This is a genomic window from Micromonospora sp. NPDC048887 (assembly GCF_040649715.1).
Lineage (GTDB): Bacteria > Actinomycetota > Actinomycetes > Mycobacteriales > Micromonosporaceae > Micromonospora.
The window spans coordinates 175269-190882 of record NZ_JBEZGA010000009.1; the positions used below are offsets into that span (position 1 = coordinate 175269).

15 protein-coding genes are annotated in these 15614 nt (G+C 75.6%); 6 read left to right on the forward strand and 9 right to left on the reverse strand.

Annotated elements, in window-relative coordinates; translation table 11 throughout:
* Positions 1 to 8: 8 nt before the first annotated feature.
* The gene (locus AB0C17_RS16490; protein ID WP_357384558.1) at positions 9 to 563 is read right to left on the reverse strand and encodes a GNAT family protein; all 555 of its coding nucleotides are present in this window, start codon (positions 561 to 563) and stop codon (positions 9 to 11) included.
* Between the two features lie 34 nt (positions 564 to 597).
* On the opposite strand from AB0C17_RS16490, the gene AB0C17_RS16495 reads away from it, so the two are divergent.
* Positions 598 to 1806 (forward strand): MalY/PatB family protein, encoded by a 1209-nt coding sequence (locus AB0C17_RS16495; protein ID WP_357479201.1) that lies wholly within the window; start codon positions 598 to 600, stop codon positions 1804 to 1806.
* 30 nt (positions 1807 to 1836) lie between these two features.
* Here the strand turns inward: AB0C17_RS16495 and AB0C17_RS16500 are convergent, their stop codons facing one another.
* A complete protein-coding gene (locus tag AB0C17_RS16500; protein WP_357384554.1) occupies positions 1837 to 2415 on the reverse strand; it encodes a DinB family protein in 579 nt (192 codons plus the stop codon).
* A 96-nt stretch (positions 2416 to 2511) separates the two neighbouring features.
* Between AB0C17_RS16500 and AB0C17_RS16505 the strand changes: the two genes are divergently transcribed.
* Positions 2512 to 3510, forward strand: coding sequence for a WYL domain-containing protein (locus tag AB0C17_RS16505; RefSeq protein ID WP_357384552.1), 999 nt, complete (start codon positions 2512 to 2514; stop codon positions 3508 to 3510).
* A gap of 16 nt (positions 3511 to 3526) precedes the next feature.
* Here the strand turns inward: AB0C17_RS16505 and AB0C17_RS16510 are convergent, their stop codons facing one another.
* Both AB0C17_RS16510 and AB0C17_RS16515 read right to left on the reverse strand, forming a co-directional pair.
* On the reverse strand, positions 3527 to 3838 hold the full coding sequence (locus AB0C17_RS16510) for an NIPSNAP family protein (RefSeq protein ID WP_357384550.1): 312 nt from the start codon (positions 3836 to 3838) through the stop codon (positions 3527 to 3529).
* 43 nt (positions 3839 to 3881) lie between these two features.
* The gene (locus AB0C17_RS16515) at positions 3882 to 4673 is read right to left on the reverse strand and encodes a TetR/AcrR family transcriptional regulator (protein WP_357384548.1); all 792 of its coding nucleotides are present in this window, start codon (positions 4671 to 4673) and stop codon (positions 3882 to 3884) included.
* Between the two features lie 224 nt (positions 4674 to 4897).
* On the opposite strand from AB0C17_RS16515, the gene helR reads away from it, so the two are divergent.
* Entirely contained in the window at positions 4898 to 7069 is a 2172-nt protein-coding gene (gene helR, locus AB0C17_RS16520; protein WP_357472769.1) for an RNA polymerase recycling motor ATPase HelR, read from the forward strand.
* A 40-nt stretch (positions 7070 to 7109) separates the two neighbouring features.
* Here the strand turns inward: helR and AB0C17_RS16525 are convergent, their stop codons facing one another.
* The 4 genes from AB0C17_RS16525 to AB0C17_RS16540 form a co-directional block, all read right to left on the reverse strand.
* Entirely contained in the window at positions 7110 to 7919 is an 810-nt protein-coding gene (locus tag AB0C17_RS16525; RefSeq protein WP_357384544.1) for an ABC transporter permease, read from the reverse strand.
* Positions 7916 to 8884, reverse strand: coding sequence for an ATP-binding cassette domain-containing protein (locus tag AB0C17_RS16530; protein ID WP_357479205.1), 969 nt, complete (start codon positions 8882 to 8884; stop codon positions 7916 to 7918). Before AB0C17_RS16530 ends, AB0C17_RS16525 begins: the two co-directional genes overlap by 4 nt.
* Positions 8885 to 8950: 66 nt before the next feature.
* Positions 8951 to 9598: a response regulator transcription factor gene (locus AB0C17_RS16535; RefSeq protein ID WP_357479208.1), complete on the reverse strand. Its 648-nt coding sequence runs from the start codon at positions 9596 to 9598 to the stop codon at positions 8951 to 8953.
* On the reverse strand, positions 9598 to 10716 hold the full coding sequence (locus tag AB0C17_RS16540; RefSeq protein WP_357479211.1) for a histidine kinase: 1119 nt from the start codon (positions 10714 to 10716) through the stop codon (positions 9598 to 9600). The genes AB0C17_RS16535 and AB0C17_RS16540 overlap by 1 nt, the downstream gene beginning before the upstream one ends.
* A 118-nt stretch (positions 10717 to 10834) precedes the next feature.
* On the opposite strand from AB0C17_RS16540, the gene AB0C17_RS16545 reads away from it, so the two are divergent.
* Positions 10835 to 11665: an ABC transporter ATP-binding protein gene (locus AB0C17_RS16545; protein ID WP_357479214.1), complete on the forward strand. Its 831-nt coding sequence runs from the start codon at positions 10835 to 10837 to the stop codon at positions 11663 to 11665.
* Positions 11662 to 12633, forward strand: a complete 972-nt coding sequence (locus AB0C17_RS16550; RefSeq protein WP_357479217.1) for an ABC transporter permease subunit — start codon at positions 11662 to 11664, stop codon at positions 12631 to 12633. Before AB0C17_RS16545 ends, AB0C17_RS16550 begins: the two co-directional genes overlap by 4 nt.
* 58 nt (positions 12634 to 12691) lie before the next feature.
* Here the strand turns inward: AB0C17_RS16550 and AB0C17_RS16555 are convergent, their stop codons facing one another.
* Positions 12692 to 13561, reverse strand: a complete 870-nt coding sequence (locus AB0C17_RS16555; RefSeq protein WP_357479220.1) for an alpha/beta fold hydrolase — start codon at positions 13559 to 13561, stop codon at positions 12692 to 12694.
* Between the two features lie 96 nt (positions 13562 to 13657).
* On the opposite strand from AB0C17_RS16555, the gene AB0C17_RS16560 reads away from it, so the two are divergent.
* Positions 13658 to 15607, forward strand: coding sequence for a BTAD domain-containing putative transcriptional regulator (locus AB0C17_RS16560; protein WP_357479223.1), 1950 nt, complete (start codon positions 13658 to 13660; stop codon positions 15605 to 15607).
* The last annotated feature ends 7 nt before the right edge of the window (positions 15608 to 15614 follow it).

A 15614-nucleotide genomic window follows, 5' to 3' on the forward strand; every position in this document is an offset into this window, starting at 1 on the left:
GACCCGGCTCAGCGGGACCGCCACTCGTCGGCCAGGATCGCGTAGACGAGCTGGTCGGCCCAGCCGCCCCGGAACCGGTAGCTGCGCACGTGCCGCGCCTCCCGCCGCATGCCGAGCCGGGCCATCAGACGTGCCGAGGGCTCGTTGTCCGCGTGGCAGCGGGCGATGACCCGGTGCAGCCCGAACTCGCCGAAACCCCAGTCCAGCAGTGCGCCGGCCGCCTCGGTGGCCAGGCCACGGCCGCCGTGGTCGGGGTGGAACACGTACCCCAGCTCGGCGGTGCGGTCGGCGCGGCTGCGCCAGACCAGCTCCACCGCGCCGACGACCCGCTCGCCGCCGACCACGGCGAGCGTCAGGCAGTCGCCCTCCGCGCGCAGCGCGTCCTCGCCGGCCATCGCGGTCACCGACGACCTCGACCCCGCTCGGGTACGCGGCGCGGCGCCGGCCATCCAGCGGACCACGTCCGGCCGGCGCTGCCAGGCGTGCACGTCGTCGAGGTCGCCGAGCGTCACCGGGCGCAGCAGCAGCCGGGACGTGCGCAGCGGGTACGCCGGGTGGGCCATCGGCCGATGGTAGGTGCCACCTAGGGTGGGCCGCATGACGGTTTCCGCCGACGAGGGCAACCCGCTCACCCAGCTCACGCTCGACCAGCTGCGGCAGCGCACGAGCGTGAAGTGGCGGCTCTACCCGCCGGACGTGCTGCCGCTGTGGGTGGCCGAGCAGGACGTGCCGCTGGCGCCGCCGGTGGCCGAGGCGCTGCGCCGGGCGGTCGAGCTGGGCGACACCGGCTACGCGTTCGGCACCGGGTACGCCGAGGCGGTCGGCGGGTTCGCCGCGCAGCGCTGGGGCTGGGCCGACTTCCCGGTCGGCCGCACCTCGCTGGTGCCGGACGTGATGATGGGTACGGTCGAGGTGTTGCGCCTGGTCACCGGCCCGGGCGACGCCGTGGTGGTCACTCCCCCGGTCTACCCGCCGTTCTACGCGTTCCTCACGAACGCCGGGCGCCGGGTGGTCGAGGCGCCGCTCGGGGCAGACCTGCGGCTCGACCCGGCCGCGCTGGACGAGGCGTTCCGCCGGGCCCGCGCGCTCGGCGACCGGCCGGCGTTCCTGCTCTGCAACCCGCACAACCCGACCGGTGTGGTGCACCGCCCCGACGAGCTGGCCACCGTCGCCGAGCTGGCCGCCCGGCACGGCGTACGGGTGGTGGCCGACGAGATCCACTCGCCGCTGGCGCTGCCCGGCGCGCGGTTCACCCCGTACCTGACGGTGCCCGGCGCGGAGAACGCGTTCGCGCTGCTGTCCGCGTCCAAGGCGTGGAACCTGGCCGGGCTCAAGGCGGCGCTGGCGGTCGCCGGGCCGGACGCGGCGGACGACCTGGCCCGGATGCCGGAGGAGGTCAGCCACGGCCCCAGCCACCTCGGGGTGCTCGCGCACACCGCCGCGTTCCGGGCCGGCGGGCCGTGGCTGGACCGGCTGCTCGACGCCCTGGACGCGAACCGGGCGCTGCTCGGGTCGCTGCTGAGCCAACACCTGCCCGCTGTGTCGTGGCGGCCGCCCGAGGGCACGTACCTGGCCTGGCTGGACTGCCGCGCCCTCGGCGTACCCACCGAGGCGGGCGACGGGCCGGGAGTGGCCAGCGACCTGGCCGGTCCGGCGCGGATGTTCCTCGACCGGGCCCGGGTGGCGCTCAGCTCCGGGCACGTCTTCGGATCCGGCGGCGCCGGTTTCGTGCGGCTCAACTTCGCCACCTCCCCGGCGGTGCTCACCGAGGCGGTGACCCGGATGGGCCGGGCGGCGGTCGCCTGACCGCCGCCCGGCACGGGTCTGCGGGGCGGCTCAGGTGGTGGTCTGCCCGTCGATGCTCTCGCGCAGGATGTCCGCGTGCCCGGCGTGCTGGGTGGTCTCGGCGATGACGTGGATCAGCACGCGCCGGATGCTGCGGACCGAGCCGGGCTCGTTCCACGGCGCGTCCGGCACCGGCCACGTCGCCGACAGGTCCTCGACGCCGGCGACGACCTCCTCGGTACGGGCGGCGACGCGGGCGTACCGGTCCAGGATGGCCGGCAGCGTGTCCTCGGGCAGCATCTGGAAGTCCCGCCCCCGCTCGATCGCCCACTCCGGCAGCTCTCGCGCCTTGCCCGACATGAAGTCCTCCCAGGTCACGCCCTCGGGCAGGGCGAAGGACATCACCGACGGGCCCTCGACCACGAACCGCAGCCACGCCTCCTCGGTGGACGCGACGTGTTTGATCACTCCGCCCAGGCAGAGCGCGCTGGCGGTCGGCCGCAGCCCGGCCTGCTCGTCGGTGAGGCCGCGCACCGTGTTGATCAGCATGTTCCGGGCGTCGGCGAGCTCGGCGAGCAGGTCGGCCCGCTCGGCGTCGAGGGTGGTGGAGGTCGTGGTCGTGCCGGTCATCGTCATCTGTTCCTTCCGGTCCTGATCGGGTACGGAGACCACACTCGCAGGCGTAGCGGTCAGTTTCTGTCCTCTTCTCGCGGCAGAATGCGTGTCGTGCCGACGACCTCCGCGCGACTGCTCTCCCTGCTGTCCCTGCTCCAGGCCCGGCGGGACTGGCCGGGCGCGCTGCTGGCCGAACGGCTGCGGGTCAGCCCGCGTACGGTGCGGCGCGACGTCGACCGGCTGCGCGAGCTGGGCTACCCGATCGAGAGCGCCAAGGGCCCGGACGGCGGCTACCGGCTCGGCGCCGGCTCCGCGCTGCCGCCGCTGCTCTTCGACGACGAGCAGGCGGTCGCGCTCACCGTGGCGTTGCAGACCGCCGCCACCGGTGTCACCGGCATCGAGGAGGCCGCCGCCCGGGCGCTGACCACTGTGCGGCAGGTGATGCCGGCGCGGCTGCGGCACCGGGTGGACGCGCTGCGGGTGATCGCCGTGGAACGGACCGCCACGCCCGCCGCGTCCCGGGTGGACGCGGGTCTGCTGATGACGTTGAGCGCCGTCGTGCACGCCCGCGAGGAGCTGCGCTTCGACTACGAGTCGGTGTCGACGTCCGCCGCCCGCACACCGGATGCGCCGCCGCGCCGGGTGCAGCCGCACCACCTGGTCACCTGGGGCGGACGCTGGTACCTCGTCGCCTGGGACCTCGACCGGGCCGACTGGCGCACGTTCCGGGTCGACCGGATCAGTCCGCGTACGCCCACCGGCCCCCGGTTCACGCCGCGCGAGCTACCCGGCGGGGACGTCGCCGCGTACGTCACCGGGCGGTTCAAGGGCGCCACCGGGCCCGGTGACTGGCCCTGCCGGGGCGAGGTGACCCTCGACCTGCCCGCCCGGACGGTGTCCGCGTGGACCCGCGACGGCATCGTCGAGGAGCTGGGACCGGACCGCTGCCGCCTGGTCCTGGGCGGCTGGTCGTGGGCCGGGCTGGCCGCCGTGCTCGGCCGCTACGACGCCGACATCGAGGTGGTCGGGCCGCCCGAGCTGCGGGCGGCGTTCGCCCACCTGGCCCGCCGGTACGCCGCCGCGGCCGAGAGCCCGCACCCGGCTCGGTAGCCGCCCGGCCGGAGGATCAGTCGCCGGGCAGGAGCGGGCGCATGAACGTGCGCTCGTACCGCAGGACGCAGCCCGACTCGTCGCGGATCCGGTCGGCGGCGACGAACTCGGGGTCCACTCCGAACCGGGCCCGGTACCGCTCGTACGCCGCCAGGCTCTCGAAGCTGAAAAGCGCCTCGGCCCGGTCGCTGGCGCCCTCGGCGGGCAGGAAGTAGCCGTGGTGCACACCGCCGTGCCGTGCCACCAGCCGCATCCAGGCACGGGCGAAGCGCTCGAACGCCTCGATCTGTGCGGGGTCGATCGTGTAGTGCACGACGCAGGTGATCACGCGGCCACCATAGCGACGGCGATTTCCGACGTGAACAGCCGGACTACGAGGTCGTCCCGGGCGCCGTCCCGTCACCGGCACGCTCGGCGACCACCACCGAGATGCCGTCGAGCACCCGCTGGAGACCGAACTCGAAGGCGTGGTCCGGCCCGTACGCGGCGCCGTGCGCCATGCCGGCGGCGGTGCCGACCCGCGCGGCGAGCGGGAAGCTGCCGGCGGTCATGAACTTCTCCAGCCACGGCCCGTGCGTCTGCCACCACTGGTCGTCGGTCATCCCGGTCTCACGTTCCAGCTCGGCCACGTCCAGGGCGGCCCGGGCCGCGCTCTTGACGTGCCCCAGCACGAGCGTGAGCACCGCGTCCATCTCCACGTCGTCGAGCCCGATGTCCGCGACGGCGTGCAGCTCGTAGTCGTACTTGGCGAGCACGTTCGGGCCGAGCACCGGCCGGGTGGTCTCGGCGCGCAGCAGCCACGGATGGGCCCGGTAGAGCGCCAGGTTGTCCCGGGCGATGCGTTCCAGCCGGCCGCGCCACCCACCCGGCACGTCGGCCGGGCGCGGGAGGTCACCGAGGACGGTGTCCACCATGACGTCGAGCAGTTCCGCCTTACCGGGCACGTACGTGTAGACGGACATGGTGCCGACGCCGAGCGCCTCACTGACCCGGCGCATGGTGAGCGCGTCGATGCCCTCGGCGTCGGCGATCTCGACGGCCGTGCGCACGATCCGGTCGACGCTGAGGGAGGGACCGGCGCCCCGGCTGGCCGGCTCCCGGGTGCGCCAGAGAAGGGCCAGGCTGCGGGCGGGATCGGCCTTGCGCCGGCGCTCCTTCGACATGGTGCCGTCATCCTACCGACCACGCCGGTCACCGGCGGGCGGCGGGACACCCGGAATGGGTACGAGAATTGTTCGCGCAAAAAGAATGGCGGGTTCTCCCGCCACTACCAACATATAGCGCACCCCCGGTCTTGCCGCAAGGCCCGGGTAATGGCGCAGAATTGCCGCCCGTAACCCCATTGCCGAGGTATTCGGCCGGAGCCGCGAAGAGCGGAGGCCCGGCCGTGCCCGTGATCGGAGACGAGTTGAACCTGCCTGCCACCAGCGTTTTCGATCTTCCCGATCGTCTGTCGGCGAAGGCCGACCCGAAACTGATCGCCGCCGACGAGCGGCACTTCGCCGCCATCGCGGACAGCCTGCGCCGCTCGATCGCCGACCTGACCGACCGGCTCGACGAGACACGCCGGGCCGCGGGCGGGCGGGGCCGGCAGGCGGTGGACCGGGACCAGGAGGTCCGGCGGCTGAGCGCGCGCCTGCGTACGCTGCGCCGTTACGGCCTGGACCTGTGCCTGGGCCGGATGGTCGGCGCGGACGGTGCCGAACCGGTGTACGTGGGCCGGCTCGGCCTGACCGACGGCGCGGGCGGCCGGCTGCTGCTGGACTGGCGCTCCCCCGCCGCCGAGCCGTTCTTCGGCGCCACCCACGCCGATCCGATGGGCCTGGCCAGCCGCCGCCGCTACCGGTGGAGCGCGGGCCGGATCACCGACTACTGGGACGAGGTGTTCACCGCCGACGCCCTGGCCGGGCACGCCGCGCTGGACGACCAGTCGGCGTTCATCGCCAGCCTGGGCGCGACCCGGTCGGCCCGGATGCGCGACGTGCTCGGCACCATCCAGGCCGACCAGGACGCGATCATCCGGGCCGGGTCGCGGGGCGCGCTTGTGGTCGACGGCGGTCCCGGCACCGGCAAGACGGTGGTGGCGCTGCACCGCACCGCGTACCTGCTGCACGCCGACCCGAGGCTGGGCGAGCGCCGGGGCGGGGTGCTCGTCGTCGGGCCGCACCAGCCGTACCTGAACTACGTGTCCGACGTGCTGCCCAGCCTCGGTGAGGAGGACGTGCAGATCTGCACCCTGGCCGACCTGGTGCCCGAGGGCGCGGCGGCGATGCCGGAGATCGAACCCGAGGTGGCCCGGCTGAAGGCGTCGGCGGATCCGGTGCGGACGGTCGACGCCGCGGTCCGGTTCTACGAGGAGCCGCCCGCCACCGGGATGACTGTCGGTGTCGGGGACGACGAGCTGCGGCTTACCGCCGACGACTGGGTGACGGCGTTCGAGGCGGCCGGACCGGGCGTCCCGCACAACGAGGCCCGCGACGACGTGTGGGAGGAACTGCTCACGATCCTGGTGGAGAAGTACCGCGGCGACGAGCCGGAGGAGACGGTCCGCCGGTCGCTGGCGCGCGACCGGGAGCTGGTCACCGCGTTCGGCCGGGCGTGGCCGCTGCTCGACCCGCTCGACGTGGTGGCCGACCTGTGGTCGGTGCCGGCCTACCTGCGCCGGTGCGCCCCCGGGCTGGGCGTGGAGGAGATCCGTACCCTGCGGCGGGCCGACCCCCGGGCCTGGACGGTGGCGGACCTGCCGTGGCTGGACGCGGCCCGGCGCCGCGTCGGCGACCCGGAGGCGTCCCTGCGGCGGCGGCGCGACGAGGCGGTGCTGGCCGCGCAGCGCGCGCAGATGGACACGGTGGTCGACGCGCTGATCGCGTCGCACGCCTACGACGACGGCGAGGGTCTGATGACCATGCTGTACGGCGAGGACATGCGCACCAGCCTGGTCGACTCCAGCGCGCTGAGCGCTGCCGACCCGGACCTGCTCGCCGGGCCGTTCGCGCACGTCGTGGTGGACGAGGCGCAGGAGCTGACCGACGCGCAGTGGCAGATGCTGCTGGCCCGCTGCCCGTCGCGCAGCTTCACGGTGGTCGGCGACCGGGCGCAGGCCCGGCACGGGTTCACCGAGTCGTGGCAGCGGCGGCTGGCGCGGGCCGGGTTCGACCACGTCGCGGTGGCGACGCTGTCAGTCAACTACCGCACGCCGGCGCAGGTGATGGCGGCCGCCGAGCCGGTGATCCGGGCCGTGCTGCCGGACGCCAACGTGCCCACGTCCATCCGCGACGGCGCACCGGTGCGGTACGGCGACCGCGCGGAGTTGCGCGCGGTGGTGGACGGCTGGCTCGACGCCCACAGCGAGGGCGTCGCGTGCGTCATCGGCGACCCGGCGTTCCCGGCCTCGGACCGGGTCCGCTCGCTGAGCCCGGTGCTGGCCAAGGGGCTGGAGTTCGACCTGGTGGTGCTTGTCGCCCCGGAGTCGTTCGGCGACGGGGTCTCCGGCGCGGTGGACAGGTACGTCGCGATGACCCGGGCCACCGGCGAGCTGGTCGTGCTGACCGGGCCGTGACCCGTGCCCGGGGGCGGCGCACACCGCCCCCGGGTTCGGCTCAGCGGCTCAGCGCCCGGTAGCGGCGCAGCGACAGCGGCAGGAACACCGCGACCAGCGCCAGCGGCCAGAGCACCGCCAGCAGCGGGTGGTGCGCGGCCACCCACGAGTCGCCGCCCCACCCGGGGTTGCCGAACAGCTCCCGGGTGGCCCCCACTGTCGCGGACAGCGGGTTCCACTCGGCTACCGCGCCCAGCCACGCGGGCATCGTGGACGGCGCCACGAACGCGCTGGACAGGAAGCCCAGCGGGAACTCCAGCGTCTGCACGGCGGTGACGGCGCTCTGCCCCTTCACCGTCAGGCCGAGGAAGACGCCCACCCAGACCAGCGCGAACCGCAGCAGCAGGATCAGCCCGAGCGCGGCGAACGTGTCGCCGGCGTCGCCGCGCGCCCGCCACCCGACGGCCAGGCCGGCGAGCAGCATGACGGCGAGCGTCACCACCGCGAACATCAGGTCGGCGACCGCGCGGCCGAGCAGCGGCGCCAGCCGGGACACCGGCATGGACCGCAGCCGGTCGGTGACGCCGCGCTCCAGGTCCGCCGAGACCGCCATGGTGGTCATGCTGATGCCGAAGACCATCGTCATGGCGAACATGCCGGGCATCAGGAACTCCCGGTAGTCGCCGCCGCCGGGCACCTGGAGCGCGCCGCCGAACAGGTAGGCGAACATCAGCACCATCAGGATGTCGAAGCCCAGCGAGCCGATCAGCGGGCCGGGCTCGCGCCGCCAGTGCGCCAGCGCGCGCCCGGTCAGCGTCAGGCCGTCACCGGCCAGCGACGCGCGCCGGGCCGGGGTCACTGTGGCGGTCACGCGGTCACCTCCACGCCGGTCCGGCCGGCGGCCGGCCCGTCGGTGAGCTGGAGGAACACCTCGTCCAGTGTGGGCCGGCGCAGCGCCACGTCGGCCACGGTCACGCCGTCGGCGTCCAGCGCGCGCAGCACCTCGGTCAGCGCGCCGGCCCGGTCGCCGACCTGGGCGCTGACCGCCCGCCGGTCCGGATCGACCGCCGGTTCGGCGCGGGCGACCGTACGCAGCCGCCCGGCGGCGGTGGCGAGGTCGGCGGCGTCGCGGACGACCAGCTCGATCCGGTCGCCGCCGAGGCGGGACTTGAGCGCGTCAGGGGTACCCTCGGCGATCACCCGCCCGGCGTCCAGCACGCAGACGCGGTCGGCGAGCTGGTCGGCCTCGTCCAGGTACTGCGTGGTCAGCAGCACCGTGGTGCCGTCGCGGACCAGGTCGCGTACCGCCTCCCACACCTCGTTGCGCCCGCGCGGGTCAAGCGCCGTGGTCGGCTCGTCGAGGAACAGCACCGAGGGCGCGAGGATCATCCCGGCGGCCAGGTCGAGGCGGCGGCGCATGCCACCGGAGTACGTGCGCACCGGCCGGTCACCGGCGTCGGCGAGCCCGAACCGGTCGAGCAGTTCGCCGGCGCGTCGCCTCGCCCCGGCCCGGTCCAGGTGGAACAGGCGGCCGAAGAGGACAAGGTTCTCCCGCCCGCTCAGCGCCTCGTCCACCGCCGGGTGCTGGCCGACCAGGCCGATGCGGTGGCGCACCTGGTCGGCCTGCCCCGCCACGTCGAAGCCGGCGACCTCGGCCCGCCCGGCGTCGAAGCGCAGCAGTGTGGCCAGGATGCGTACGGCTGTGGTCTTGCCGGCGCCGTTCGGGCCGAGCAGCCCGCACACGGTGCCCGGTGGCACCCGCAGGTCGAAGCCGTCCAGCGCGTCCGTGTCCCCGTACCGCTTGCGCAGGCCCTCCGCGAGGATCGCGTGTTCCACGTCTGTGTCCCCTCCGTCGACGAGGGCACTAACGTACAACGTACGGTAGGGCGTCCGCCAACGTTTTCAGTCGACCACGCGGTGCTCCCACGCCCAGACCGCGATCTCGGTGCGGTTGCGCAGGCCGAGCTTGGTCTGCACCGCGGAGACGTGGCTCTTGACGGTGCTCAGCGAGATGAACAGCTCCGCGCCGATCTCCAGGTTGGTCCGACCCCGGGCGATCTGGCGAACCACCTCGACCTCCCGCTCCGACAGCGCCGGGCGGCGCTCGTCACGCGGCGGCGCGGGCGGGGCCAGGTGCCGCAGCAACCGGACCGTCACCGACGGGGACACGAGCGCGTCGCCCTGGTACGCCGCCCGCACCGCCTCCACCAGCAGGGCCGGTCCGGCGTCCTTGAGCAGGAACCCGGCCGCTCCCCCGCGCAACGCGCCGTAGACGTACTCGTCCAGGTCGAACGTGGTGACCACGACGACCCGCAGCGGGTCGGCCACCTCGGGCCCGGCGAGCGCCCGCGTCACCTGGAGACCGTCGAGCCGCGGCATCCGGATGTCCACCAGGCAGACGTCGGGACGCAGCCGGCGGGCCTGGGCGACCGCGTCGACGCCGTCGGACGCCTCGGCGACCACCGAGATGTCGGGCTGGTCCTCCAGGATCAGCCGCAGCCCGCCGCGGACCATCGCCTGGTCGTCGGCGAGCAGCACGCGGATCGTCATCACGCCCTCCCCTTCGGCACTACCGCCCGCACCGACCACCCGGCCTCGGGGCGGGGACCGGCGTGCAGCGTGCCGCCCAGGGCCTCGACCCGCTCGCGCAGGCCGACCAGGCCGTACCCGCCCCGGGACTCGGCGGGCGCGCCGGACGCGTCGTCGGTCACCTCGACCACCACCGCGTCCGGCTCCTGCGCCACGTCCACGGTGACCTGGGCGGCGTGCGGGGCGTGGCGGGCCACGTTCGTCAGCGCCTCCCGGACGACCCGGTGCACGGTGCTGGTGACCTCCGGCGGCCAGGCCGTCTGTTCCGGCAGCCGCAGCCGCACCGGCGGGCCCTGCCGGCGGAACCGCTCGACCAGCTCCTCGACCTGCTCCGGACCGGCCGAGGCCGGCGGCGCGTCACCGGTGTCCCGCAGCAGCCCGACCAGGCGGCGCATGGCCCGCATCGCCTCGCCGCCGGCCGCCTCGATGCCGGCCAGCGACTCCGTGGCGCGCGCCGGATCCCGGCGCCCTACCAGGTGGGCGGCCTGCGCCTGCACCACCATGCCGGTGACGTGGTGGGCCACCACGTCGTGCAGTTCCCGGGCCAGCTCCAGCCGCTCGTCGCGGCGCACCCGCTCAGCGGTGGCCTTCGCCCGCTCGTCGAGCAGCCGCAACGTGAGCCCGGCGGCGACCCCGCCGAACCAGCACAGGCTGTTGAGCGCCACCACCCCGGGCCCGCCCGCCCCCGGCCGGGCGGCCGGCCCCGCCCCCGCCCCCCCCCCGAGCCCCCCCGCCGCGATCAGGCCGGCGGGCAGCGGCGGCGGCGCGCGTACCCCCGATCCGACCAGGACGGCCGACGCCAGCGCCAGCGCGGGCCCCGGCTCGGTGGGCAGGTCGAACAGGCGGGCGGCGACGACGGCCGACGCCGCGACGACGAGTCCGGCGGTGGCCGTGGCGACGCGCTGCCTGTCGCGTACCAGAGCGAGCGCGCCGACCACGACGGCGGCCGCGCCGCCGGCAAGCCAGTACCGCAGTCCCCAGCTCGCGGCGATCGCGACCGCCTGGACGCCGATCGCGGCGAGCAGCACCACGGCGAGCCCCGCCGTCGCCGCCACCCGGGTGAGCCGTTCGGTAGCCATGCCCAGCACGCTAGGAGATCGGCGGCCGGGCCGAACCGGCCGAAAGGAGGGTCCGCCGCGCGCCGGACCCTGCTCCGGACCGATGCCCGCCGGTTCCGCCGTGCCCAGGATGAGCCGCATGCATCCACCACTCGCCCTGCACGCCGAGCGGCTGACCAAACGGTACGGCCGCCGCACCGCGCTTGCCGACTGCGACCTGAGCGTCCCGCGCGGGCACGTGGTCGGCCTGGTCGGCCCCAACGGCGCCGGAAAGTCCACGCTGCTGCAACTGGCCTGCGGGCTGATCGCGCCCACCTCGGGTTCGTTGACGGTGCTCGGCTCGCCGCCGGCCGCCGACGCCGCGCACCTGGCCCGGGTCGGTTTCGTCGCCCAGGACACGCCGGTCTACGCCTCCCTCACCGTCGCCGAGCACCTGCGGATGGGCGCCTGGCTCAACCCGTCCTGGGACGCGGCGCTGGCCCGGCGGCGCGTCGACGAGGTCGGCCTGGATCCGGCGCAGAAGGCGGGCCGGCTCTCCGGCGGCCAGCGCGCGCAACTGGCCCTCGCGCTGGCCGCCGCGAAGCGCCCCGAGCTGCTGATCCTCGACGAGCCGGCCGCCGCGCTGGACCCGCTGGCCCGCCGCGAGTTCATGCACGGGCTGGCCGGCTTCGTGCGGGAACTCGGCGCCGGCGCGGTGCTCTCCTCGCACCTGCTCGGCGACGTGGCGCAGGTCTGCGACCACCTGGTCGTGCTCTGCGCCGCCCGGGTCCAGGTGGCCGGCCCGGTCCCGGACCTGCTCGCCACGCACCACCGGGCCGCCGCCGCGCCCGCCGGGGCCGACGTGGTCTGGGCCGAGCCCGGCCGCGTCGTGGTCCGGGGCCCGGCGGTACGCGACGGCGCGCCGGTCACGCTGGAGGAGCTGGTCCTGGCGTACCTGGCCCGGGCCGCCCACCCGGCGGTGACCCGATGATCAGGATGACGGTGCGGCAGTTCCGCCTTCCGGCGCTCGCCGGCGCCGTCCTGCTGGCACTGGCCGGCGCCTACCTGCTGCGCCTCGGCGCGGACATCCGGGCCGAGCCCGACCCGGCCCGGCTGCCCGACCGGTACGCGCAGACGATGCTGTTCCTCGCCGGTGGGTTCGCGCTGGTGCCCGCGCTGATCGGCGCGTTCTGGGGCACGCCGCTGGTGGCCCGGGAGCTGGAGCAGGGCACGCACCGGCTGGTGTGGAACCAGAGCGTGCCGCGCCGCCGCTGGCTGGCGGTCAAGCTCGCGGTGCTGTCGGCCGCCGCCGCGCTCGTCGCCGGTGTGCTCGGCGCGCTGCTCACCTGGGCGGCCGCGCCCGTCGACCGGGTCGCCGGCGACCGGTTCAGCACCGTGCTGTTCGGCGCGCGCGGCATCGCGCCGGCCGGGTACGCCGTGTTCGCCCTCGTCCTCGGCGTGGTCGCCGGGCTGGTGCTGCGCCGCACCCTGCCGGCGATGGCAGTGGTGTTCCTGGCTGTGGTCGTGGTGCAGCTCGTGGTGCCGAACCTCTTGCGCCCGCACTACCTGCCGCCGGAGCGGGTCACCGTGCCGATGACCGCCGACACAGTCAACCGGGCCCGCAACCTGGGCAGCATCACCGGCTCGCCGGTCGTCGGCGGGCTGGACGTGCCGGGCGCCTGGGTCACCGACATCAGCCCGCTGCGGACCGCCGACGGGCGGCAGCTCTCCGACGCCGCGTTCGGCACCTGTTTCCGTGACCCGCCGCGCACCGGCGCCACCGGCACGTTCGGTGACACGGCGATCTGCCTCGGCGGGCTCGACCTGCACGTGGACCTGGCCTACCAGCCGAACCGCCGGTTCTGGGCGTTCCAGTGGATCGAACTGGCGCTCCACCTCGGCGCGGCCGGTCTGCTGGCGGCGTTCGGCCTGTGGCACGTCCGGAGACGGGCCGGCTGAGCGGACGGGGGCGGACGGTCCGGGCGCCACGCGCGCCCGGACCGCCGTACCTATCGCTTCAGCAGCGCGCGCAGCGCCTCGGCGATCTCGCCGGGGGCCTCCTCGGCCATGAAGTGCCCGGCCGTGGTGGTGCGGTGCTCCAGGTCCGGGGCCCAGGCCCGCCACACCGCCGCCGCGTCGTAGCCGAGCGCGGCGACCCAGTCCTGCTGGATGACGGTGACCGGCATGGCCAGCCGCCGCCCGGCGTCCCGGTCCGCCCGGTCGTGCGCCACGTCGATCCCGGCCGACGCCCGGTAGTCGGCGACGATCGAGTCGACCGCCTCCCGGGAGGCCGCAGGTACTCGGCGCGCACCTGCGCCGGCATGGCCGCCGGGTCGCCGGCCCAGGCGTCGAGGAAGTGCCCGAAGAACGCGTCGGCGCTGCCCGCGATCATCTTCTCGGGCAGGCCGGGCGGCTGGGCCATCAGGTAGAGGTGGAACGCCACCGAGGCGGACGCGCCGTGCAGCACGTCCCACATGTCGAGGGTTGGCAGCACGTCCAGCGACGCCAGGTGGGTGACCGTATCCGGGTGGTCCAGGCCGGCCCGGACCGCGACCAGGGCGCCCCGGTCGTGCCCGGCCAGCGCGAACCGCTCGTGCCCGAGCGCGCGGGCCGCCGCCACCACGTCGGCGGCCATGGTCCGCTTGCTGTACGTGTCCTCGGTGTCGGCGGCCGGTTTGTCGCTGGCGCCGTAGCCGCGCAGGTCCGGGCAGATCACCGTGTGCTCGCCGGCCAGGTCGGCGGCGACGTGCCGCCACATCAGGTGGGTCTGCGGGAAGCCGTGCAGCAGCACGACCGGGCTGCCGGAGCCGCCCACCGCCACGTTCAGCGTCACGCCCTCGGCGACCGGAACGCGCTGGTAGTCGAATCCCGCGATGGTGGTGCTCATCATGATCCCTCTTTCGTCTCGTTACCTGACCAGCGTGGCGGCGCCGGATGAGCAACCGATGAGCGCGATACGGTGACCCCTGGCGAGGAGGGGTCGGTGCCTGTCGGTTTCGGTGTGCTGGGTCCGGTGACGGCCTGGGACGACGCGGGTGTGCCGGTCGACCTGAAGGGGCCCCGGCACCGGGCCGTGCTGGCGCGGCTGGTCGCCGCCCGGGGCCGGACCGTGCCGGTCGGGCAGATCGTCGACGACCTGTGGGACGACCCGCCGGCCGGCGCGGTGGGCGCGGTCCGCACGTTCGTCGCGGCGCTGCGCCGCCGCCTGGAACCGCACCGTCCGCCACGCGAGCCGGCCCGGCTGCTGGTCACCGACGGACCGGGGTACGCGCTGCGCGCCGCCCCGGGCACCGTCGACGCCTGGCGATTCGAGGACACCGTCACCGCAGCAGCCGACGCGCTGCCCCGGGCCGCGCTCGACCGGCTCGACGAGGCGCTGGGCTGGTGGCGCGGGCCTGCGTACGCCGACTTCGACCAGCCGTGGGCGCACGCCGAACGGACCCGGCTCGACCAGATCCGGCTCACCGCCGTCGAGCGGCGGGCCGAGGCGCTGCTGGCGCTGGACCGGGCCGCCGACGCCGTACCCGATCTGGACGCCCACGTCGCCGCGCACCCGTGGCGGGAGGACGGGTGGGCGCTGCTGGCGTCGGCGCTCTACCGGGCCGGGCGGCAGGCCGACGCGCTCGCCGTGCTGCGCCGCGCCCGGGAGCTGCTGCGCGACCAGCTCGGCCTGGACCCCGGACCGCGACTGCGGCGCCTGGAGACGGACCTGCTGCGCCAGGCCGAACCCGAACCGACCGGCCCGGCACGCGTCTGGGCCGAGACGGCGGCGGCGTACGAGCGCAGTGTGGTCCCCGGCGCGCGGGCCCGGCTGGAGTCCACTGTCGGGCTGCTGCGCAGCCTCGCGGTGACCGGGCCGGGCGGCTTGGAGGCGGCCCGGGACCAGCGCGAGGCGGCTATCAGCGCGGCCGAGCAACTCGGCGACCCGGAGTTCACCGCGCGGGTGATCGGCGGGTACGACGTACCGGCGATCTGGACCCGCTCGGACGACCCGGCGCAGGCGACCCGGGTCGTCGCGGCGGCGGAGCGGGCCCTGGCCGGGCTGGTTCCGGACGCGCCGGAGGCGACGCGCGCCCGGCTGCTGGCCACCGTCGCGATCGAGTCGCGCGGTACGGCGTCGCCGCGCCCCGCCGAGGCCGCGCGGGAGGCGGAGGCGATCGCGCGGCGGGTGGCCGACCCGGCGCTGCTGGCCCAGGCCCTCAACGGCGTGTGGATGCAGACGTTCCAGCGGGCCGGGCTGGCCGCGCGGCGGGACTCGATCGGCGCGGAACTGGTCACGCTCGCCGCCCGGCAAGGCCTGGCCACGGTGGAGATCCTCGGACACCTGATCCGGGTGCAGGCGCGGAGCGCGCTCGCCGACTTCACCGCCGCCGACGCACACGCCGAGGCGGCGGACCGGCTCGCCGCCCGGCACGAAAGCCCACTCGTCGGCGTGTTCACCGGCGGCTACCGGGCCATGCGGACCGCCGCCACCGGTGCCGCGTACCCGGAGGCGGAGGCGGCGTACCGGTCGTGGGCGACCGCGCTGGCCGGCTGCGGCATGCCCGGTGTCGAACACGGGCTGACGCCGCTGGCGCTGCTCTGCCTGCGGGTGTGGCACGACCTGCCGGCCGACTATCCCGCCGACACGGACTGGGGGCCGTACGCGCCCTGGGCGCGCCCGCTGGAGCTGCTCGCCGGCGGCCGCCGCGACGAGGCCGCCGCCGCGCTGCGCCGCACCCCGGCACCGCCGCGTGACCTGCTCATGGAGGCGCTGTGGTGCCTGACCGCGCGGGCCGCCGTCGCGCTGGACGACCGGGACGCGATGCTCCGGGCGCGGTCCTCGCTCGCCCCGGCGGCGGGCGAGGTAGCCGGGGCGGGCAGCGGGCTGCTCACCGCCGGGCCGGTGGCCGCACACCTGGACCGGCTCGACGCCGCCCTCGGCGGCGGCTGACCGGGCT